The 17,890-nt window shown below is 72.8% G+C and carries 19 protein-coding genes; 9 read left to right on the top strand and 10 right to left on the bottom strand.

Annotated features, from left to right (window positions below; all coding sequences use genetic code 11):
• Window positions 1-151 precede the first annotated feature (151 nt).
• From ABGB18_RS18520 to ABGB18_RS18505, 4 genes are all read left to right on the top strand, one after another.
• On the top strand, window positions 152-1,093 hold the full coding sequence (locus ABGB18_RS18520; protein ID WP_347696755.1) for a D-glycerate dehydrogenase: 942 nt from the start codon (window positions 152-154) through the stop codon (window positions 1,091-1,093).
• Window positions 1,094-1,142: 49 nt separating this feature from the next.
• A complete protein-coding gene (locus ABGB18_RS18515) occupies window positions 1,143-1,796 on the top strand; it encodes an aldehyde ferredoxin oxidoreductase N-terminal domain-containing protein (RefSeq protein WP_347696754.1) in 654 nt (217 codons plus the stop codon).
• 12 nt (window positions 1,797-1,808) lie between these two features.
• A complete protein-coding gene (locus tag ABGB18_RS18510) occupies window positions 1,809-2,069 on the top strand; it encodes a substrate-binding domain-containing protein (protein ID WP_347696953.1) in 261 nt (86 codons plus the stop codon).
• 210 nt (window positions 2,070-2,279) lie between these two features.
• A complete protein-coding gene (locus ABGB18_RS18505; RefSeq protein ID WP_347696753.1) occupies window positions 2,280-3,674 on the top strand; it encodes a GH1 family beta-glucosidase in 1,395 nt (464 codons plus the stop codon).
• A gap of 7 nt (window positions 3,675-3,681) precedes the next feature.
• On the opposite strand, the gene ABGB18_RS18500 is transcribed toward ABGB18_RS18505, so the two are convergent.
• From ABGB18_RS18500 to ABGB18_RS18480, 5 genes are all read right to left on the bottom strand, one after another.
• The gene (locus tag ABGB18_RS18500; protein ID WP_347696752.1) at window positions 3,682-4,500 is read right to left on the bottom strand and encodes an SAM-dependent methyltransferase; all 819 of its coding nucleotides are present in this window, start codon (window positions 4,498-4,500) and stop codon (window positions 3,682-3,684) included.
• A gap of 37 nt (window positions 4,501-4,537) precedes the next feature.
• Window positions 4,538-5,587, bottom strand: a complete 1,050-nt coding sequence (locus tag ABGB18_RS18495; protein WP_347696952.1) for a hypothetical protein — start codon at window positions 5,585-5,587, stop codon at window positions 4,538-4,540.
• Between the two features lie 52 nt (window positions 5,588-5,639).
• Window positions 5,640-6,290: a nitroreductase family protein gene (locus ABGB18_RS18490; protein ID WP_347696751.1), complete on the bottom strand. Its 651-nt coding sequence runs from the start codon at window positions 6,288-6,290 to the stop codon at window positions 5,640-5,642.
• Between the two features lie 65 nt (window positions 6,291-6,355).
• Window positions 6,356-7,282, bottom strand: a complete 927-nt coding sequence (locus tag ABGB18_RS18485) for a glycosyl hydrolase 53 family protein (RefSeq protein ID WP_347696750.1) — start codon at window positions 7,280-7,282, stop codon at window positions 6,356-6,358.
• A 9-nt stretch (window positions 7,283-7,291) separates the two neighbouring features.
• Complete coding sequence (locus ABGB18_RS18480; RefSeq protein ID WP_347696749.1) at window positions 7,292-8,197, bottom strand: beta-galactosidase trimerization domain-containing protein; 906 nt, start codon at window positions 8,195-8,197, stop codon at window positions 7,292-7,294.
• 386 nt (window positions 8,198-8,583) lie between these two features.
• Here ABGB18_RS18480 and ABGB18_RS18475 point away from each other — a divergent pair, with 386 nt between their 5' ends.
• The 4 genes from ABGB18_RS18475 to ABGB18_RS18460 all read left to right on the top strand — a co-directional run bounded on the left by ABGB18_RS18475 (window position 8,584) and on the right by ABGB18_RS18460 (window position 11,830).
• The gene (locus tag ABGB18_RS18475) at window positions 8,584-9,081 is read left to right on the top strand and encodes a sugar ABC transporter permease (protein ID WP_347696748.1); all 498 of its coding nucleotides are present in this window, start codon (window positions 8,584-8,586) and stop codon (window positions 9,079-9,081) included.
• Complete coding sequence (locus ABGB18_RS18470; RefSeq protein ID WP_347696747.1) at window positions 9,081-9,866, top strand: carbohydrate ABC transporter permease; 786 nt, start codon at window positions 9,081-9,083, stop codon at window positions 9,864-9,866. Before ABGB18_RS18475 ends, ABGB18_RS18470 begins: the two co-directional genes overlap by 1 nt.
• Before the next feature lie 61 nt (window positions 9,867-9,927).
• On the top strand, window positions 9,928-10,923 hold the full coding sequence (locus ABGB18_RS18465) for a LacI family DNA-binding transcriptional regulator (protein ID WP_347696746.1): 996 nt from the start codon (window positions 9,928-9,930) through the stop codon (window positions 10,921-10,923).
• A 76-nt stretch (window positions 10,924-10,999) separates the two neighbouring features.
• Window positions 11,000-11,830 (top strand): SAM-dependent methyltransferase, encoded by an 831-nt coding sequence (locus ABGB18_RS18460; RefSeq protein WP_347696745.1) that lies wholly within the window; start codon window positions 11,000-11,002, stop codon window positions 11,828-11,830.
• A gap of 2 nt (window positions 11,831-11,832) precedes the next feature.
• On the opposite strand, the gene ABGB18_RS18455 is transcribed toward ABGB18_RS18460, so the two are convergent.
• The 5 genes from ABGB18_RS18455 to ABGB18_RS18435 form a co-directional block, all read right to left on the bottom strand.
• Window positions 11,833-12,255, bottom strand: a complete 423-nt coding sequence (locus ABGB18_RS18455; RefSeq protein WP_347696744.1) for a YchJ family metal-binding protein — start codon at window positions 12,253-12,255, stop codon at window positions 11,833-11,835.
• Between the two features lie 181 nt (window positions 12,256-12,436).
• Window positions 12,437-13,279 carry an NAD-dependent protein deacetylase gene (locus ABGB18_RS18450; RefSeq protein WP_347696743.1) on the bottom strand — a complete coding sequence of 281 codons (843 nt, stop codon included), beginning with the start codon at window positions 13,277-13,279 and terminating at the stop codon, window positions 12,437-12,439.
• Between the two features lie 19 nt (window positions 13,280-13,298).
• Window positions 13,299-15,086, bottom strand: a complete 1,788-nt coding sequence (locus ABGB18_RS18445) for an ABC transporter ATP-binding protein (protein WP_347696742.1) — start codon at window positions 15,084-15,086, stop codon at window positions 13,299-13,301.
• On the bottom strand, window positions 15,083-16,828 hold the full coding sequence (locus ABGB18_RS18440; protein ID WP_347696741.1) for an ABC transporter ATP-binding protein: 1,746 nt from the start codon (window positions 16,826-16,828) through the stop codon (window positions 15,083-15,085). The genes ABGB18_RS18445 and ABGB18_RS18440 overlap by 4 nt, the downstream gene beginning before the upstream one ends.
• 335 nt (window positions 16,829-17,163) lie before the next feature.
• Complete coding sequence (locus ABGB18_RS18435) at window positions 17,164-17,484, bottom strand: hypothetical protein (protein WP_347696740.1); 321 nt, start codon at window positions 17,482-17,484, stop codon at window positions 17,164-17,166.
• A 65-nt stretch (window positions 17,485-17,549) separates the two neighbouring features.
• Between ABGB18_RS18435 and ABGB18_RS18430 the strand changes: the two genes are divergently transcribed.
• Window positions 17,550-17,873, top strand: coding sequence for a MerR family transcriptional regulator (locus tag ABGB18_RS18430; RefSeq protein WP_347696739.1), 324 nt, complete (start codon window positions 17,550-17,552; stop codon window positions 17,871-17,873).
• Window positions 17,874-17,890 lie beyond the last annotated feature (17 nt).

Raw genomic sequence — 17,890 nt, 5'->3', positions numbered from 1 at the left:
TATGCGGAGCCGGCGCCGTTCATGTCCATGATCAACGCCTGAGCCCGGTCCTCACCCGTCGTCGCGCCGGGACACGGGCACCTGGGAATGCCGGCCGGGCGAGTGCTCCTAGTCTGTGAGCCGTGAAACGGCTGTGCGAGAGTGGTGGGCGATGATCTACGTGACCCGGGTGCTGACGGATGCCGCGATGGCCGAGGTGGCGCGGCTCGGTCCGGTCACGACCGGCGACGAGGCGCCACCGGACAGAGACGTGCTGCTGGCGCGGGCCGCCGGCGCGACAGCGGTGATCTGCACGATCACCGAACGCATCGACGCCGAGTTCCTGGACGCGGCCGGGCCCGGGCTGAGGATCGTGGCCAACGTCGCGGTGGGATACGACAACATCGACGTACGGGCCGCCACCGGGCGCGGCGTCCGGGTGACGAACACGCCGGGCGTGCTCGACGGGGCGACCGCCGACCTGACCATGGCGCTCATCCTGGCCGCCGCCCGCCGCGTGCTCGACGGCGACCGGCTGCTCAGGCAGCGCACCCCCTGGGTGTGGGGGCCGCGGATGATGCTCGGGCTCGACCTCGGCGCGGGCGCGACGCTGGGGGTCGTCGGGTACGGCCGGATCGGCCGGGCCGTGGCCCGGCGCGCGCGGGCGTTCGACATGAAGATCCTGGCCACGCCCTCCTCCACGCCGACCGGCGACGACCCGGTCGAGATCGTGGACCTGGACACGCTGCTGACGCGCAGCGACGTGGTGACCCTGCACTGCCCGCTCACCCCGGCCACCCGCCACCTCATCGACGCCCGCGCGCTCGCCCTGATGAAGCCCACGGCGGTGCTGGTCAACACCGCCCGCGGCGGCGTCGTGGACGAGCGGGCGCTGGTGGAGGCGCTGCGCGCGGGCCGGATCGCGGCGGCCGGGCTGGACGTGTTCGAGGGCGAGCCCCAGGTGAACCCGGCGCTGCTGGAGCTGGACAACGCCGTGCTGACCCCGCACATCGGCAGCGCGGGCACCGTCACCCGGGAGCGCATGTGCGGGCTGGCCGTGGCCAACGTGGCCGACGTGCTGTCGGGTTCGGCACCGCGTACGCCGGTCAATTGACGTTCATGTGCGCTGATCCTCGTGTTCCGTCTCCTGGAGGCCATGTACCGTGCCGATCATCGTCGACCTGACCAGCGGAAAAGTCGAGCGTGAATACCGGTCCGCCGAGAAGGGGCACTTCGGCGGGACCATTCTGGGGTTGCGGCTCCTGGCCGAGCGCACTCCCGCCGGGCTGGACCCGTACGATCCGCGGGCGCTGCTCTTCGTGGCGGCCGGGACGCTCGGCGGGACGGCGGCGCCGGGGCTGGCCAAGGCGGTGTTCCTGGCCAAGTCGCCGCTGACGGGGGTGGCCGGGGAGTCGCACGCGCTGGGGCCGTTCGCGGCCGGGATCCGCGGCGCGGGCGCCAAGGCCCTGGCCGTCGTGGGGCGGGCCGGGCGGCTGTCCTATCTGCTGGTCGAGGACGGCCAGGTGACCCGCCACGACGCCGAGGACCTGCGCGGGCTGGGCACCGCCGCCACGACGGACGCGCTGCGCGCCCGCCACGGCGGCGGCGCGTACGTCGCGGCCATCGGCCCGGCCGGGGAGAGCCTCGTCCGCTACGCGAGCGTGGTCACCGACCACGCCTACCCCGCCGCCCGGTACGGCCTCGGCGCGGTCTTCGGCGCCGAAAACCTCAAGGCGATCGTGTGCGTGGGCCCGGCCCACGACGGGGCCTCCGCCGAGGTCGCCGACCCCGAGGCGGTCGCCGGGCTGGCCGCCTAATCCCGGGAGGCACTGGCCACCAACCCGCTCGCCGCGCTCCAGGCCGGGCAGATCCCGCGTGACGTCTCCATCGTCGCCGTGCACGACCTCGACCTGGCCGGCTACCTGTTCCCGGCCCTCACGACGGTGCGGATGCCGCTGGCCGAGCTGGGCCGGCGCGGCGTGGCCCTGCTCGGCGGCCTCAAACCGGACGACACGGTGGCCGAGGTGCTGGCCGGGCCGATCGAGCTGATCCAGCGCCGCTCCACCGCGCCGCCCGGCTCGTCAACGTGATGACGTAGCGATCACTGGTCCGGATGCGGCGGTGGGTTCCACGATCTTGACATCGCGACAAAACGGACTTTAGGTTGTGCGAAACGTTTCAATGGGCGGGGGCCGGGGTGGATATGTCCTCCTATGTGAGGTGGCCGGGCGTGCGCGAACCACGGCGAACCGGCATCGACCGGCGGACTTCGAGATCGCGCTCAGGCTCCAAGGAGTGACATGACCACCTTCCCCGACACTTTCCTGTGGGGCACCGCCACCGCCGCCTACCAGATCGAGGGCGCCGCCACCGAGGACGGCCGCGGCCCGTCGATCTGGGACACCTTCTGCCACACCCCGGGACTGGTGGCGAACGGCGACACGGGTGACGTCGCCTGCGATCACTACCACCGGCTGGAAGAGGACCTCGACCTCCTCGCCGGCCTCGGCGTCGGCGCGTACCGCTTCTCGATCTCCTGGCCCCGGGTGCAGCCCGGCGGGAGCGGTCCGGTGAACGAGCGTGGGCTGGACTTCTACCACCGGCTCGTGGACGGCCTGCTGGCCAGGGGGATCGCGCCGGTCGCCACCCTCTACCACTGGGACCTGCCGCAGGAGCTGGAGGACGCGGGCGGCTGGCCGCACCGCGACACCGCGTCGCGCTTCGCCGAGTACGCCCTGCTCATGGGCGAGGCGCTCGGCGACCGCGTCGCCACCTGGACCACCCTGAACGAGCCGTGGTGCTCGGCCTACCTCGGTTACGCCTCCGGCGTGCACGCCCCGGCCAGGACCGAGCCCGCCGCCGCCCTGGCCGCCGTGCACCACCTCAACCTGGGGCACGGCCTGGCCGTGCGGGCGCTGCGCTCGGTCGTCGACCCGACGGCCGGCATGTCGGTCACGCTCAACCTGCACCACGTGCGCGGCGTGTCCGAGCGGGACGCCGACGCGGTGCGGCGCACCGACGCGCTGGCCAACCGGGCCTTCCTCGGCCCCATGCTGGAGGGCGCCTACCCGCGCGACCTCATCGACGACACCGCGGCCGTGACCGACTGGTCGTTCGTGCGCGACGGCGACGAGGCCGCCGCGTGCGCGCCGCTGGACGTGCTGGGCGTCAACTACTACAACCCGGTGCTGGTCCGCCAGTGGGACGGGGTCTCTCCCCGGGAGACCGCCGACGGGCACGCCGACGGCACCGCCTCGCCGTGGATCGGCTGCCAGGACGTGGAGTTCGTCCGGCAGCCGGGCCCGTACACCGAGATGGGCTGGAACATCGACGAGACCGGCCTGACCGAGCTGCTGCTGCGGCTGCGCCACGACCACCCGGCCGTCCCGCTCATGATCACCGAGAACGGCGCGGCGTTCGCCGACGTCCCGGACGCCGACGGAGGCGTCCGCGACGAGCGGCGCGTCGACTACCTGCGCCGCCACCTGAGCGCCGTGGCCGAGGCGATGGCGGCGGGCGCCGACGTGCGCGGCTATTTCGTGTGGTCGCTGATGGACAACTTCGAGTGGGCGCACGGGTACGCCAAGCGCTTCGGCATCGTCCGGGTGGACCGCGAGACCATGCGGCGCACCTGGAAGGACAGCGCCCACTGGTACCGCGACGTGGTGGCCACCGGCAAGCTGCCGGAGGCCTGAGCCGGCGTCACGGCTTGCGGGCGACCCCGCCGACGAACGTGTGGTAGGTGATGCCCGGGGCCGCGTGGTCGCCGGCGCCGGGCCGCCATTCGGGCAGCGGCACCAGGCCCGGCTCCAGGAGCTCCAGACCGTCGAAGAAGGCGAGGATCTCCTCGCGGGTGCGCCACCGTCCGGTGCCGAGGTGGTCGTTGAAGATGTTCTCGGCCGCGTACGCCTGCTCCGACACCTCCGGGTGGGCCTCGCCCGGGTTGTGGAAGTGCGAGATCACCACATGGCTGCCCGGCGCCAGCGGCCGGAGGAGGTCGGCCACCACGCCGGCCGGGTTCTCGGCGTCGGCGAGGTGGTGCAGGATCGCGAAGAGCAGCAGCCCCACCGGCCGGTCGAAGTCGATGAGGCCGCGCGTCTTGGGATCGTCCAGGATCTTGCCCGGCTCCCGGACGTCGGCCTCCACGATCGTGGTGGTCTGGTCGGCGGCCAGCAGGTCACGGCCGTGGACGAGCACGACGGGATCGTGGTCGACGTAGACGACCTTCGCCCCGGGGGCGACGGACTGGGCGATCTCGTGCACGTTGCCCTGCGTGGGCAGGCCCGATCCCACGTCCAGGAACTGCCGGATGCCCACCTCGGCCGCCAGGTGGCGGACCGTGCGGCCGAGGAACTCCCGGTTGGCCCGGGCCGCCTCGGGAGCGTCCGGCGCGATCCGCAGCGCCATCGCCGCGACCTGGCGGTCGGCCTCGTAGTTGTCCTTGCCACCGAGCATGTAGTCGTAGACGCGGGACACACTGGGCTTGGTGGTGTCGATCCCGTGGGGGGTGCTCTCGGACACTGTCCGCTCCTCGTGTCGGGGGGCCGGGTTTGCGATCTTAGCGCTGGGACGAGGCGGATCCGAGCTCGCCTCGCAACAGCCGGGCGGCGCCTGCCATGGCCCGCATCTTGCCCTCGGCGGACTCGCGCGGCAGATATTTCATCCCGCAGTCGGTGGCGATGACGATCCGCTCGGGCGGCACCCGGTCGAACGCCCTGCGCACCCGCCCGGCCACCACCTCGACCGGCTCCACGTCCGGCGTGGACAGGTCGATCACGCCAAGGATGACCGTCTTGTCCTTGAGGTCGGACAGCACGCCCAGGTCCAGCCCGGACTGCGCGGTCTCGATCGACACCTGCTGGACCGGGCACCCGGCCAGCTCCGGCAGGAACGAGTACGCCTCCGGCCGCTCGTGGATGATCGCGGCGTAGCCGAAGCAGATGTGCACCGCGGTGGTGCCGGTGACGCCGTCGAGGGCGGCGTTGAGCGCGGCCAGCCCGTACGCGCGCGCGGCCTCGGGCCTGGCCTGCATGTACGGCTCGTCGATCTGCACGATGTCGGCCCCGGCGGCGAACAGGTCGCGGATCTCGGCGTTGACCGCCGCCGCGTAGTCCATCGCGGCCGCCTCGGCGTCGGGGTAGTGCTCGTTCTGCGCCTGCTGGCTCATCGTGAACGGCCCCGGCACCGTCATCTTGACCGGGTGATCGGTGCGCTCGCGCAGGAACCCGAGGTCGCCGACCTCGACCGGGCGCGGGCGGCGGATCGGGCCGACGATCCGCGGGACCGGGTTCGGGTGGCCGCTGCGGTCGAGCGCCGTACCGGGATGGTCCAGGTCGAGGCCGTCCAGGGCGGTGGCGAAGTGGTTGGAGTAGCTCTCGCGCCGGATCTCGCCGTCGGTGATGATGTCCAGCCCGGCGCGTTCCTGCGCCCTGATCGCCAGCTCGGTGGCGTCGTCCTGGGCCTGGGCGAGCAGCTCGGGCGGGACCCGCCACAGTTCCCTGGCCCGCACCCGCGGCGGGAACCGCTCGGCCAGGCGGGCTCGGTCGATCAGCCACTCGGGCTGGGCGTAGCTGCCGACCAGGGACGTCGGCAGCAGGGGCAAGGACATCACGGACTTCTCCTTCATATTGGTCTTCTTACTGTGCGGTCACCGCGCCCGCTCACCACCGGTCGAGGTGGAGCACCTCGTCGAGCGGCTGCCGGGGCGCGGGGCTGAAGGTCTCGCCGGTGTAGTGGGCGGTGGGGATGAGCACGCCCTGCCGCACCTCGCTCGGGATGCCGAGGAGCGTGGCGATCTCGCTCTCGTACGCCAGGTGCAACGTCGTCCACGCGGTGCCGAGGCCCCTGGCCCGGGCGGCCAGCATGAAGCTCCAGGCGGCGGGCAGCAGCGAGCCCCACAGCCCGGCCTGGTTGCCCTCGGGCAGCCGGCCGCCGGGCAGCTCGATACAGCCGATCACCAGCACCGGCGCCTCTCCCATGTGCTCGCCCAGGTAGCGGGCGCTCGCGGAGACGCGCCGCTGCGTCGCCGCCCGCGCCGCGTCGTCCTGGAAGAGCGCCCCGGCCGAGCTCCGGGAGTCGTAGTAGACCTGGAACGAGCGCCGGTAGTAGTCGCCGATCGCCTCGCGCAACTCGGGGTCGGTCACCACGATCCAGTGCCAGTTCTGCCGGTTGCCGCCGGTGGGTGCCTGGAGCGCCACCTCCAGGCACTCCCGCACCAGCGCCGGGTCGACGGGACGGGTGAGGTCGAGTCGCTTGCGGACGCTGCGCGTGGTGGTCAGCAACTCGTCGGGCGGCAGGGCTCTGATCGTCATACGCCCATCATGTCAACCTCACCACTGGATCTTGGTGGCCTCCCCGCCGCCCGCCCGGATATGACTCAGCCGCGACCGAGTACGGACATCGCGGGCAGCGCCCGGTCACCGTAGTCGAACAGCGCCTGGTTCTCCCACCCGTTGCCGGAGGACGGGTCGGCCGGGTCCCAGCCGTTGCCGCGCACGCCCGTCCAGGTGGCCTCCCAGGTGAACAGCCCCAGTCCGCGCCCGTTCGGCACGGCGCGCACGATGTCGGCCACCCTGGCCAGCAGCGCCGACTGCCCCTGCGGGGTGGCCCGGTAGCCGGGGTACGGCTCGGCCGAGGCGATGATGTTCGCCCAGTTGTCGTCGTCGGCGGCGGTGAACGGGTAGGCGGTCTCCACCACGGCCACGGGCTTGCCGTACCGGGCGGCGACGTCGTTGAGGTTGGCCTGGAACGCCTCCAGGGTCCCGTGCCAGAACGGGTAGTACGACAGCCCGATCACGTCGTACCGGATCCCCTGGGCGGCGGCGTTGTCGAACCACCACCGGTAGAGGCCGTTGTCGCCGCCGTTCGCCAGGTGCAGCACCACCTTCGTGGCGCTCGACACCCGCTTGACCGCGTCGTACCCGGCGCCGAGCAGCGCGGCCGGGTCGGCCCAGGTGTCGGAGTAGTGGAAGTCCACCAGCAGCCGCAGGCCGAGCGCCTTGGCCCGCCTGGCGATCGCGAGCACCTGCGTCTTGGTGTTGTAGCCGTCGGCCGGGTTCACCCAGACCTTGAGCCTGATGTAGTTGAGGCCGGCCTGGGACATGATGCGCAGCGCGTCGCCGGCGCGGCCGCCGCTGTCGCGGTAGACGCCGCCCAGCGCCTCCGACTTGGCCAGGCTGGAGATGTCGGCGCCCCTGATCTGCAGGCGGGCGGGACCCCCGGCCTGCTGCGCGGCGGCCCGCGCCGGATGGGCGACGACCAGGGCGGTGACGAGTAACAGAAGCGCGGTCAGGATCCGTTTCATGGGGGCTCCCTAGGGTCGGGGGGTGTCCACGACGACCGTGACCGCGCCGGGCGCGACGGTGACCGGCCCGTCGTGCCGCACGCCGTCGAAGACGCTCACGCCGGTCACCCCCTCGACCGTCACCGGCTCGTCGCCGTGGTTGATCAGGAAGACGTGGCCGCCCCTGCGCACCAGTTCGAGGGTGTCGGGGAGGCCGCGCGGGCGGGACACGCCCGCGTGGTCGAGCACCTGCGCCAGCAGGTCCCGCAGGCCCGTCACGGGGGCCGTGGCCAGGTACCAGGCGGTGCCCGCGCCCAGGTCGTGGCGGGTGAGGGCGGGGTGGCCCGCGTCGGGTCCCGACGCGAACTCCCGCACGGCGACCGCGCCCGCGGGCCGGACCCGCTCGGACCACACCCGGGCGCCGAGGGTTCCGTCGCCGGTCAGCGTCACGGTCTCGTGCTCGCGCAGCGGATGGAACTCCTCGATCGACAGTCCCAGCAGCTCGCGCAGCGCCCCCGGGTGGGCGCCGGGGTGGATGGTGTCGTGTTCGTCCACGATGCCGGAGAAGTACGACACGAACAGGTTGCCGCCCGATTCCACGTACCGGTGGAGGTTCTTGGCGGACGCCTCGGTCAGCAGGTACGAGCTGGGCGCCACCACCACCCGATACCCCGAGACATCAGCGGAGGGGTGGACGAAGTCCACCGTGACGTGCTCCCGCCACAACGCCTCGTAGAAGGCGTCCACCCGTTCCCGGAACGCCAGATCCACCGACGGCCGCCAGTCCAGCTCCAGCGCCCAGTACGACTCCCAGTCCCACACGAGCGCGACCTCGGCCCGCACCCGGCTCCCCCGCACCCCGGCGAGCCCGCGCAGGTCGGCCCCGAGCCGGACCACCTCGCGCCACTGCTCCGAGTCGGTCCCGGCGTGCGGCACGAGCCCCGAGTCGAGCGGGGACCGTGGCCGTACCTGTTCCTGACACCCGCGATCGTGCTGTTCACGCTGTTCCTCGCGGTGCCCATCGGCTACACCGTCTACCTGGCGACGCGCCGCGTCCAGGTCTCCGGGCTAGGGCTCGGCCGCGGCGCGCGCAGGGAGGTGTCCGCCGGTTTCGGCAACTTCGCCGCCGCCCTGGCCGACGGCGAGCTGTGGGCCGGCTGGCTGCGCGTGCTCGGCTACGGCACGCTGGTGCTGGTCGTGATGCTGGGGCTGGCGCTGCTGTTCGCGCTGCTGCTGGACTCGGCGCGGGTGCGGCTGGCCCGGTTCTCGCCGATCGCGATCTTCCTGCCGTACGCGGTGCCGGGGGTGGCGGCCTCCCTGCTGTGGGCTTCCTCTACCTGCCCTCGCTCAGCCCGATCCAGGACGTGCTGGACATCGACTTCCTGGGCGCCACCACCGTCACGTACTCCATGGCGAACGTGGCGGTGTGGGGCGGGACCGGCTTCAACATGCTGGTGCTCTACACCACGCTGCGCGCCATCCCGCGCGACCTGTACGAGGCCGCCCGCCTCGACGGCGCCTCCGAGCCGCAGATCGCGGTACGCGTCAAGATCCCGATGCTGACCCCGGCGATCATCCTCACCACGGTGCTCTCGATCATCGCGACCATCCAGGTGTTCACCGAGCCCACCGCGCTGCGGCCGCTGACCAACACCATCAGCTCCACCTGGAGCCCGCTGATGAAGGTCTACCGCGACGCGTTCGTCACCGGCGACCTCTACTCGGCCGCCGCCACCTCGATCGTCATCGCGGCGATCTCGCTGGTCCTGTCGTTCGGGTTCCTGCGGCTGGTCCGCGACCGCGCCTTCGGGGAGGGCTGATGGCCGCGCACGGCGCACGCGTACGCCGGCCGTGGGGGGTGGCCCCGACCGGGCTGCTGCTGCTCGGCGCGCTCTACTGCCTGTTCCCGGTGTGCTGGGTGCTGATCGCGGCCACCAAGTCGCCCGGCGAGCTGTTCACCACCTCCACGCTCGCCTTCGGCACCGGCTTCTTCGACAACGTGGCCGCGCTGTTCGCCTACCGCGACGGCGTGTACTGGCTGTGGGCGGGCGACACCCTTCTCTATGCGGGCGGCGGCGCGCTGCTGTCCACCGCGGTCTCGGCCGTCTCCGGGTACGCGCTGGCGAAATACCGCTTCCCCGGCCGGAACCTGATCTTCAACCTGCTGATCGGCGGCATCCTGGTGCCCGCCGTGGTGCTGGCGATCCCGCAGTACCTGCTGTTCTCCAAGATCGGCCTGGCCGACAGCTACTGGGCCGTCCTGCTGCCGCAGATCCTGCACCCGTACGGCATCTACCTGGCCCGCGTCTACGCCGCCGCGGCGATCCCCGACTCCCTGCTGGAGGCGGGCCGGATCGACGGGGCGAGCGAGGGGCGGCTGATGACCCGGGTGGCGCTGCCGATGATGACGCCGGGGCTGGTGACGATCTTCCTGTTCCAGTTCGTGGCCATCTGGAACAACTTCCTGCTGCCGTTCATCATGCTCGGCGACGACGGCAAGTTCCCGCTCACAGTCGGCCTCTACACGCTGCTGGCCGCCGGGGCCAACCAGCCCACGCTCTACAACCTCATCCTCACGGGGCGTTCCTGTCGCTCGTACCCTTGATCGCGCTCTTCCTCACGATGCAGCGATACTGGAAGACCGACCTGTCCTCCGGAACCGTGAAATGAAGCGCCCAACGATCCACGACGTCGCCGCCGCCGCGGGCGTGTCCCGCGGCACGGTGTCCCGGCTGCTCAACGGGGACAAATACGTGAGCCCGGCGGCGCGGGCGGCGATCGAGCGGGCGATCTCGGAGACCGGCTACGTGGTCAACCGGGCCGCCCGCAGCCTGGTCACGCAGCGCACGGGGACGGTCGCGATGGTGATGTCCGAGCCGCACGCCAAGTTCTTCGAGGACCCCAACTACAGCACGCTCACCCGGGTCGCCGTGCGCAGGCTGGCCGAGCGCGACATGTCGCTGGTGATGATGCTGGCGGGCGACGAGGGCGACCGCGAGCGGGTGGTGCGCTACGTGCGCGGCGGCCACGCCGACGGCGTGCTGCTGGTCTCCACCCACGCGGGCGACCCGCTGGTCGACGCCCTGGCCGCGGGCCCGCCCGCGGTCTCCTGCGGCGCCGTCATCGGCCGCGAGACGATCATCCCGTACGCGGCCACCGACGAGCGCCTCGGCGCCCGGCAGATGGCCGAATACCTGGTCGGCCAGGGCCGCCGCCGGATCGCCATGATCACCGGGCCGATGGACACACCGGGCGGCATCCAGCGCCTCGAAGGCTTCGCCGACGTGCTCGGCCGCAAGGCGTCCAGGAAGCTGATCGCGCACGGCGACTGGACGCAGGCCAGCGGCGAGCGGGCGATGGCCGAGCTGCTGGAGCGGGCACCGGACCTCGACGCCGTCTTCGTGGCCTCGGACCTGATGGCGGCGGGCGCGCTGGCCACGCTGCGGCTGACGGGCCGGCGGGTGCCGGACGACGTGGCGGTGGGCGGGTTCGACGACTCGTCGGTGGCCGTCTCGACGCATCCGCCGCTGACCACGATCCGCCAGCCCCTGGCGGAGGTCGCGCAGGAGACCATCCGCCTGCTGCTGGCCCTCATCGACGGCGCCGGGCACGTCGACCCGGTGGTGCTGCCGACCGAGCTGGTCATCCGCGAATCCGCCTGACGGCTCGATTCCCAGAAGTCCCGAAATTTCACCGTTTCCGCAGTACGATCATGCCGACCGCACCCGAGGAGACGCTGTGATCGACAACGAGCAGGAACGCGCCCCGCAGGGCATCGACGTCGCCAAGCCCAGCGTCTCCCGCGTCTACGACTACATGCTCGGCGGCAAGGACAACTACGAGTCCGACCGCACGATGGCCCGCATGGCGCTGGAGGTCGCGCCGGACGCCCCGGAGGCGGCGCAGGCGAACCGGGAGTTCCTCGGCCGCGTGGTCCGCCACCTCGCCGCCGAGGCCGGGATCCGCCAGTTCCTGGACATCGGCTCGGGGCTGCCCACGCAGGGCAACGTGCACGAGATCGCCCAGTCCGCGGCCGGGGACACCCGGGTCGTCTACGTCGACCACGACCCGATCGTGCTCGTCCACGGCCGTGCCCTGCTGGCGGTGGACGACAGCACCACGGTCGTGGAGGCCGACATCAGGGAGCCGGACACGATCATCAACCATCCGGAGGTCAGGCGGCTGATCGACTTCGACCGGCCGGTGGGGCTGCTGATGTTCGCCATCCTGCACCATCTGGCGGACGAGGATGACCCGGCCGGGATCGCCGCCCGGATGGTGCGGCGGCTGCCGTCGGGGAGCTATCTGGCGGTTTCGCACTTCCACAACCCGGGTGAGGCCCATCCGGAGGTGTCGGAGCAGGCGTACACGGCCGAGAAGATCTTCAACGACCACCTCGGCACCGGCCGCTGGCGCACCCGCGAGGAGATCCTCGCCTGCTTCGCCGGCCTCGAGCTCCTGGAGCCCGGCCTGGTGCCGCTGCCCGAATGGCGGCCCGGCGCCGACGACCACGCGGCCCCGGGCATCACGTACCAGACCTTCGTCGGCGGCGTCGCCCGCAAGCCCTGACCCTACGAGGCCCGCGCGCCCCCGGGGAACTCCGAGGCCGCGCGCCCGGCGTCGGGGCCGGCGTACACCCAGCGCCCGTCGAGCCGGACGAACCGGCTGTTCTCCTCCATCTCCCCCGGTTGCCCGCGTCCTACATAGTGCGCGCGGAAGCGCACGGTGCCCTCGGTGTGCACGACGCTGCCGCCGGTGGTCTCCAGCACCTCCAGCCGCACCCAGCGGACCTTCTTGTCCAGCTCCAGGTGGGCGGGCCGGGTGCCGGGGTGCCAGGTGCGCAGCAGGTAGGCGGCGTCGCCCGCCCGGAACGCGCTGAACCTGGACCGCATGAGCTGCTCGGCGGTGGCCGGTGCCGCCTCCCCCCGGTGCAGCCTGCCACAGCAGTCCTGGTAGGGGGCGGGCAGTCCACACGGGCACGTACGAGCAGGCATGCCCTCCATTGTGCCGCCCCCGGCCGCGCCGTATGACCGGGAACGCCCCGTTGACGTTGTCTCGTCGCCCCGACCCCGGCCATCTTCTGACCCCGCCACCCGCACGGACAGCGGCCTCACCGGGCAGGAACTCACGCCCGGCGCGACACCGGCCGGACGCTCAGGTCGGCCACCATCGGTTTCAGCGCGACGCCAGCCGGACGCTGAGGTCGGTCAGCGTCGCGCCGAGCGGGGCGTCGAGGGTGAGCACGGCGTCCTCGTCGCCGCCGGTGGGCCCCTGGTTGACGATGGCGATCGGCAGGCCGAGCGCCGCGGCCCTGGTCACGAACCGCAGCCCCGACTTGACCTTCAGCGACGAGCCGAGCACGAGCAGCGCCCGCGCCCCCGTGACCACCGCGAAGCACTCGTCGACGCGGTCGCGCGGCACGTTCTCGCCGAAGAACACCACGTCCGGCTTGAGCAGCCCGCCGCATCCGGTGCAGTCCACCACCCGGAACCCGGCGACCTGCCGGTCGGTGAGCACGGCGTCGCCGTCGGGGTTGATGCGCCCGCCGGCGTGCAGACCCTCGGCGTCGAAGTCCGGATTGGCCTCCCGCAGCCGCCGCTCCAGCTCGGCACGCGGGGTCCGCTCCCGGCACGACAGGCACATGACCCGGTCCAGCCCGCCGTGCAGCTCGATCACCCGCCGCGCCCCGGCCGCCTGGTGCAGGCCGTCGACGTTCTGGGTGACGATCCCGGCGAGCAGCCCGCGCCGCTCCAGCTCGGCCACCGCCCGGTGCCCGGCGTTGGGCCGGGCCTGGCCGATCTGCCGCCAGCCGACGTGGCTGCGCGCCCAGTAGCGCTGCCGGGCCTCCGCGCTGCCGACGAACTTCTGGTAGGTCATCGGCTCCGCGCGCCGGGCCCGCCCGGTCGGCCCTCGATAGTCGGGGATCCCGGACTCCGTCGAGATCCCGGCCCCGCTGAGCACCGCCACACCACCCTGCCCGACCAACTCGGCCAGCGCCGTCGTCGTGCTTTCCGTCACGTCATCCATAGTGCCCGATCTACTCTCCTGCTCGTTCCCCCGCCTCCGCGACCAGCTCCGCGCTCCACAACCGCCGCATCTCCGGACAGCTCTCCAGCAGCTCGCCCAGCCGCCCGCGGCCGGCGACGCGGCCCCGGTCGAGCACCACGATCTGGTCGGCGCGCTCGAGCGCCGCCTGCCGGTGCGACACGACCAGCACCGTCTCCGGCCCGCCGGCGGCGATCCTGTCCCAGAGCAGCCGCTCGGTCTCCACGTCCAGCGCGGACGACAGGTCGTCCACGACCAGCAGGTCGGGGGCGCGGACCAGGGCGCGGGCGGCGGTGGCCCGCTGCACCTGCCCGCCGGACAGGCGCACGCCGCGCGGGCCGACGACGGTGCCGAGCCCGCCGGGCATCGCGGCCAGGTCCGCCTCGAACACCGCCAGCTCCAGTGCCCGCCCGAGCTCGTGGTCGCTCGCGGGCCATCCCATGAGCAGGTTCTCCCGCAGGGTCTCGGAGAACAGCCGGGGAACCTGGCCGGCGTAGGCGGTCCGGCCGGGGACGAGGAACGTGCCGGGGTCGTCGATCGGGACGCCGTTCCAGGTGATCGTCCCCGCGTCCGGTGGCAACAGGCCGAGCAGGGCGCGTACCAGGGTGGTCTTGCCCGCCCCGACCGCGCCGGTGATCACCGTGAACGAGCCGCGCTCGACCCGCAGGTCCACGGCGTGCACGCCGCGCTCGCCGCCGTGGCGTACGGTCAGCCCGCGTGCCTCCAGCACCCGCAGGGTGTCGGCGCGGCGCGGCGGCGCCGGTACGGGCGGCGGTCCGCCGCGCAGGTGCACGCCGGTGCCCGCGGACAGGGCGGCGGCGTCCTCGTGCGCCGCCATCAGCCGGGTCAGCCGCTCGGTCGCGACCGCGGCCTGGGGCAGGCGGTAGAGGACGGCGCCGATCGTGCGCGGCAGCGCGGTGAGCCAGCCGAGGTAGCTGGTGAACAGCGCGAGGTCGCCCACGGTGAAGTCGCCGCCGCGCATCGCGGGCGCGGCCAGCAGCAGCACGAGCCCGATGCCGAGCTCGACGGTGGTGCCCGTCACGGCGTCGAGCAGGTCGGTCGCCAGCCGGTCCTTGACGGCGGCCGCGCGCCGCCGCCGGTTGTGCGCGCGCAGCCGCTCCAGCGCCGCCGCCTCGGCCCCGGCGCTCTTGATCGCGAGTACGCCGCCGAACAGCTCGCCCACGTACGCCGTGACCGCCGCGCCGAGCGTCCTGGCCCGCCGGTGCAGCCGCCCGATGACCCGGCGTAGCATCGTGCTCAGCACCCCGACCGCGATCATGGGGACCACCAGCGCCAGCGTGACGGCCGGATCGACGGCGGCCATGATGGCCAGCGCGGCGACGGCGAAGAGCGTCGTGCCCGCCAGGCTGACGCTCTCGTCGGTGAAGTCCACCGCGTCGGCCACGTCGTCCCGCAGCCGCGCGACCGACTCCCCCGGCGAGTGCGGCAGCCGGGCGGCGGCCGGTCCGCGGGCGGTCAGGACGGAGCGCAGCACGTTGGCCCGCAGCAGTGTCGCCGCCGCGGTCCACCAGTAGACCCCGTACGTCCACGCGACGACGATCATCACGCCGCGCACGATCTCCACGCCCACGAACGCCGCGCACAACCACAGCGTCGGCGTCAGCCCCGCGGACCCGCTGATCCCGTCGAAGAGCCGCTGCAGCACCAGCCCCCCGGCCAGCGGGATGACGTGCACCGGCAACCACAGCACGGCACCGACCAGATACCGCCGCAGATCGAACGTGGCCAGCCGCCTGGCCACCAGCATCACGGGAGTCACCGGCCCACCCCCGCCAGGTCCAGCAGCCGCCGGAACCTGCTGCCGGGGTCGGCGGCGAGATCGGCGCGACGTCCGTACTCGATGACCTTCCCCTGGTCGAGCACGGCGATCTTGTCCACCCGGGAGAGTGAGGAGAGCCGGTGGGCGATGATCACTCCGGTCCTGCCGTCGAGCAGGCGGCCGACGCTGTGCTCGATGCGGCGTTCGGTGGCCGGGTCGAGCCTGCTCGACGGCTCGTCCAGCACGACGAGCCCCGGATCGGCCAGGAACGCCCGGGCGAACGCGATCAGTTGCGCCTCGCCCCCGGACACGTTCCGCAGCTCGGTGTCGAGCCCGTCGGGCAGGCCGGCCAGCCAGTCGCCCAGCCCCACCCCGTCGAGCGCCGCGCGCAGCCGGTCGTCGCCGGGCGAGGGCCGGAACAGGGTGAGGTTGTCCCGGACGCTGGCGGCGAAGAGCTGCACGTCCTGCGTGACCACGCCGATCCTGCGGCGCACGGAAGCGGGGTCGGCCGTGCGCAGGTCCACGCCGCCGACCCGTACCGTGCCCTCGGACGGGTCGTAGAGCCGAAGCACGAGCCGGGCGAGGGTGGTCTTGCCGCTGCCGGTACGCCCGACCAGGCCCAGCGTCTCGCCGGGAGCCAACGTGACGGTGACGCCGGACAGCACCCGCTCGTCGTCGCCGTCACCGGGATAGGAGAAGCCGACGCCGTCCAGGCGCAGCTCCAGCGGCCCGTACGCGGGCAGCGGTCGCGAGCCGGGCGCGAGCGTGCGCCGCTCGGCCAGCAGGTCGCCGATGCGGGCCAGCCCGGCCAGCGCCGCCTGGTACTGCCTGATCTGGTCGAGCAGCCGCTCGAACGGCGCCCGCACCATGAGCGTGTACTGGAAGAGCAGCACGGCCGTGCCGACGGTGAGCGTGCCCGCGTCCATGGCCCACGCGGCCAGCCCCAGCATGATCGCGGTGCCCGCCGCGAACGCCACCGACGTGCCCGCCAGCACCGTCGTGCCGACCCGCGCGTCCCGGTTCTCGGCCCGGTACACGGCGGCGGCGGCCCGGTGGAACCGGTTGACGGCGTGCTCGCCGGCCCCGTTGGCCCTGATGTCCTCCACCCCGGCCAGCCGTTCCTCGACGGTGCCGAACAGGACGGCGTTCGCCGCCCGCGAGCGCGCGCCGGACGGCACGGCCAGCCGCTGCGCGCGGGCCATGCCGAGCCCGACCAGCAGGCAGTACGCCAGCAGCGCGCAGCCGATGCGCCAGTCCACGCCGAACACGACGGCGACCACCCCGGCCAGCAGCAGCGCGCTGGCCACGACGTCGAGCAGGAACGCGACCACGAAGTCGGCGACGGCCACCACGTCGCCGTCCACCCGCTCGATCATCTCGCCGGGGGTGTGCCGGCCGTGGTAGTCCATGTCCAGGCCGAGCGCGTGCCCGGCCAGCCGCTCGCGCAGGCGGTTGGTGCCGTCCCAGGCGAGCCGGCTGGCCAGCCAGGCGGTGACCATCCTGGCGGCCTGCCCGGCCACGGCAAGCCCGAGATAGCCCGCGGCGATCAGGGTCAGGTGCCGGATGCTCGCCCCGCCGATGGCGTCATCGACGAACCGCCGGGTGACCTGAGGCGCCGCCAGCGGCAGCACGGTGGCGGCGGCGATCGCCGCGACCAGCGAGGCGGCGGCCCGGCGGCCGGGGCGGAGCAGCCGCAGAACGGATCGGTCAGATGATGAGGTCCCGGTGTCGAAGGGTCTCAAGAAGCGTCATGTCCTTTGCGTTGGAGGATTCGCTGCGCTGGGGGAACATGAACGCTTCAGCCATTCCGGGCCTCCTGACCGAGGGGATACTGCCGGGAGTACAACAGCACACCCCATCCTCAGGCAACCGATTTTGGCGCGCCGGCCTGTCAGGCGGGCGGGTGCTGCCGGGCCGCGTCGACGCGGCCCGGGGCCGAGTGCGTGGATGTGCCGGATGAGCTCGGGCGGTTCGTGCACCTCGAACGGGACGCCGGGTTGCGCGATCCGCGTGGCCGGCTCGTCGAGGGAGCCGGCGTCGCGGACGCACGCGCCGTCGCCGATCGGCATCGCTGGGGCTATGGCGATGACCCGCGGCCGTGCCGCTTCCCGCTGTGCGGCCCCCGGGGCCCCGTGCCACCGGTCCGGCCCCGCATGGGCAGCCGCCGGTTTTTCCTTGTGATGCCCGGCTGGTCGAAGGGTGTGACATCGGCGCTCAGCTGCCCGGGGTCGGCCGTGATCTTCACCAGCCAGCCCTTCAGCTGCGCGTGGGCGATGCGAAGCGCGATGCTGCTGACGACGATCGACCCGTTCATCCAGGAGTTCGAGCGGCAGTTCGACAGGTTCGCGCGGCAGGCCGCGGGGCAGGGTGGCGAAGCGGTGATGCCGATGGACGGCATTCGTCGTGCCGGCGACGTGCTGCTGCGGGAGCGGCACATTGACAAGCCCGGCACCAGGGAGGGATATGAAGCTGCCGATGGACGACGAACACGCCGCGCTGTTCACCGTGGGGCAAGTCGCCTCCATGCTCGATGTCCAGCAGGCGTTCCTGCGGCGCATCGACAACAACCAGATCATCTCCCCGCGACGATCCGCGGGCGGGCAGCGCCGCTACAGCCGCAATGAGATCGTCCGCATCCAGCAGGTGGTCTCGATGATGGAGGAGGGCATGACACTACCGGCCATCCGCCGCATCACCGAACTGCAGCACGAGCTATCCGAGATCACCCGCGAACGCGACGAGCTCGCCCGTCGCCTGGCCGACCTGCAGTCCGGCCCTGGCCAGTAGCCCGCGGTGGGCTTTGA

The organism is Nonomuraea sp. B12E4, from assembly GCF_039871825.1.
Lineage (GTDB): Bacteria > Actinomycetota > Actinomycetes > Streptosporangiales > Streptosporangiaceae > Nonomuraea.
Note: the sequence above shows the minus strand (reverse complement) of the source record. Positions and strands in the feature narration are given on the sequence as shown.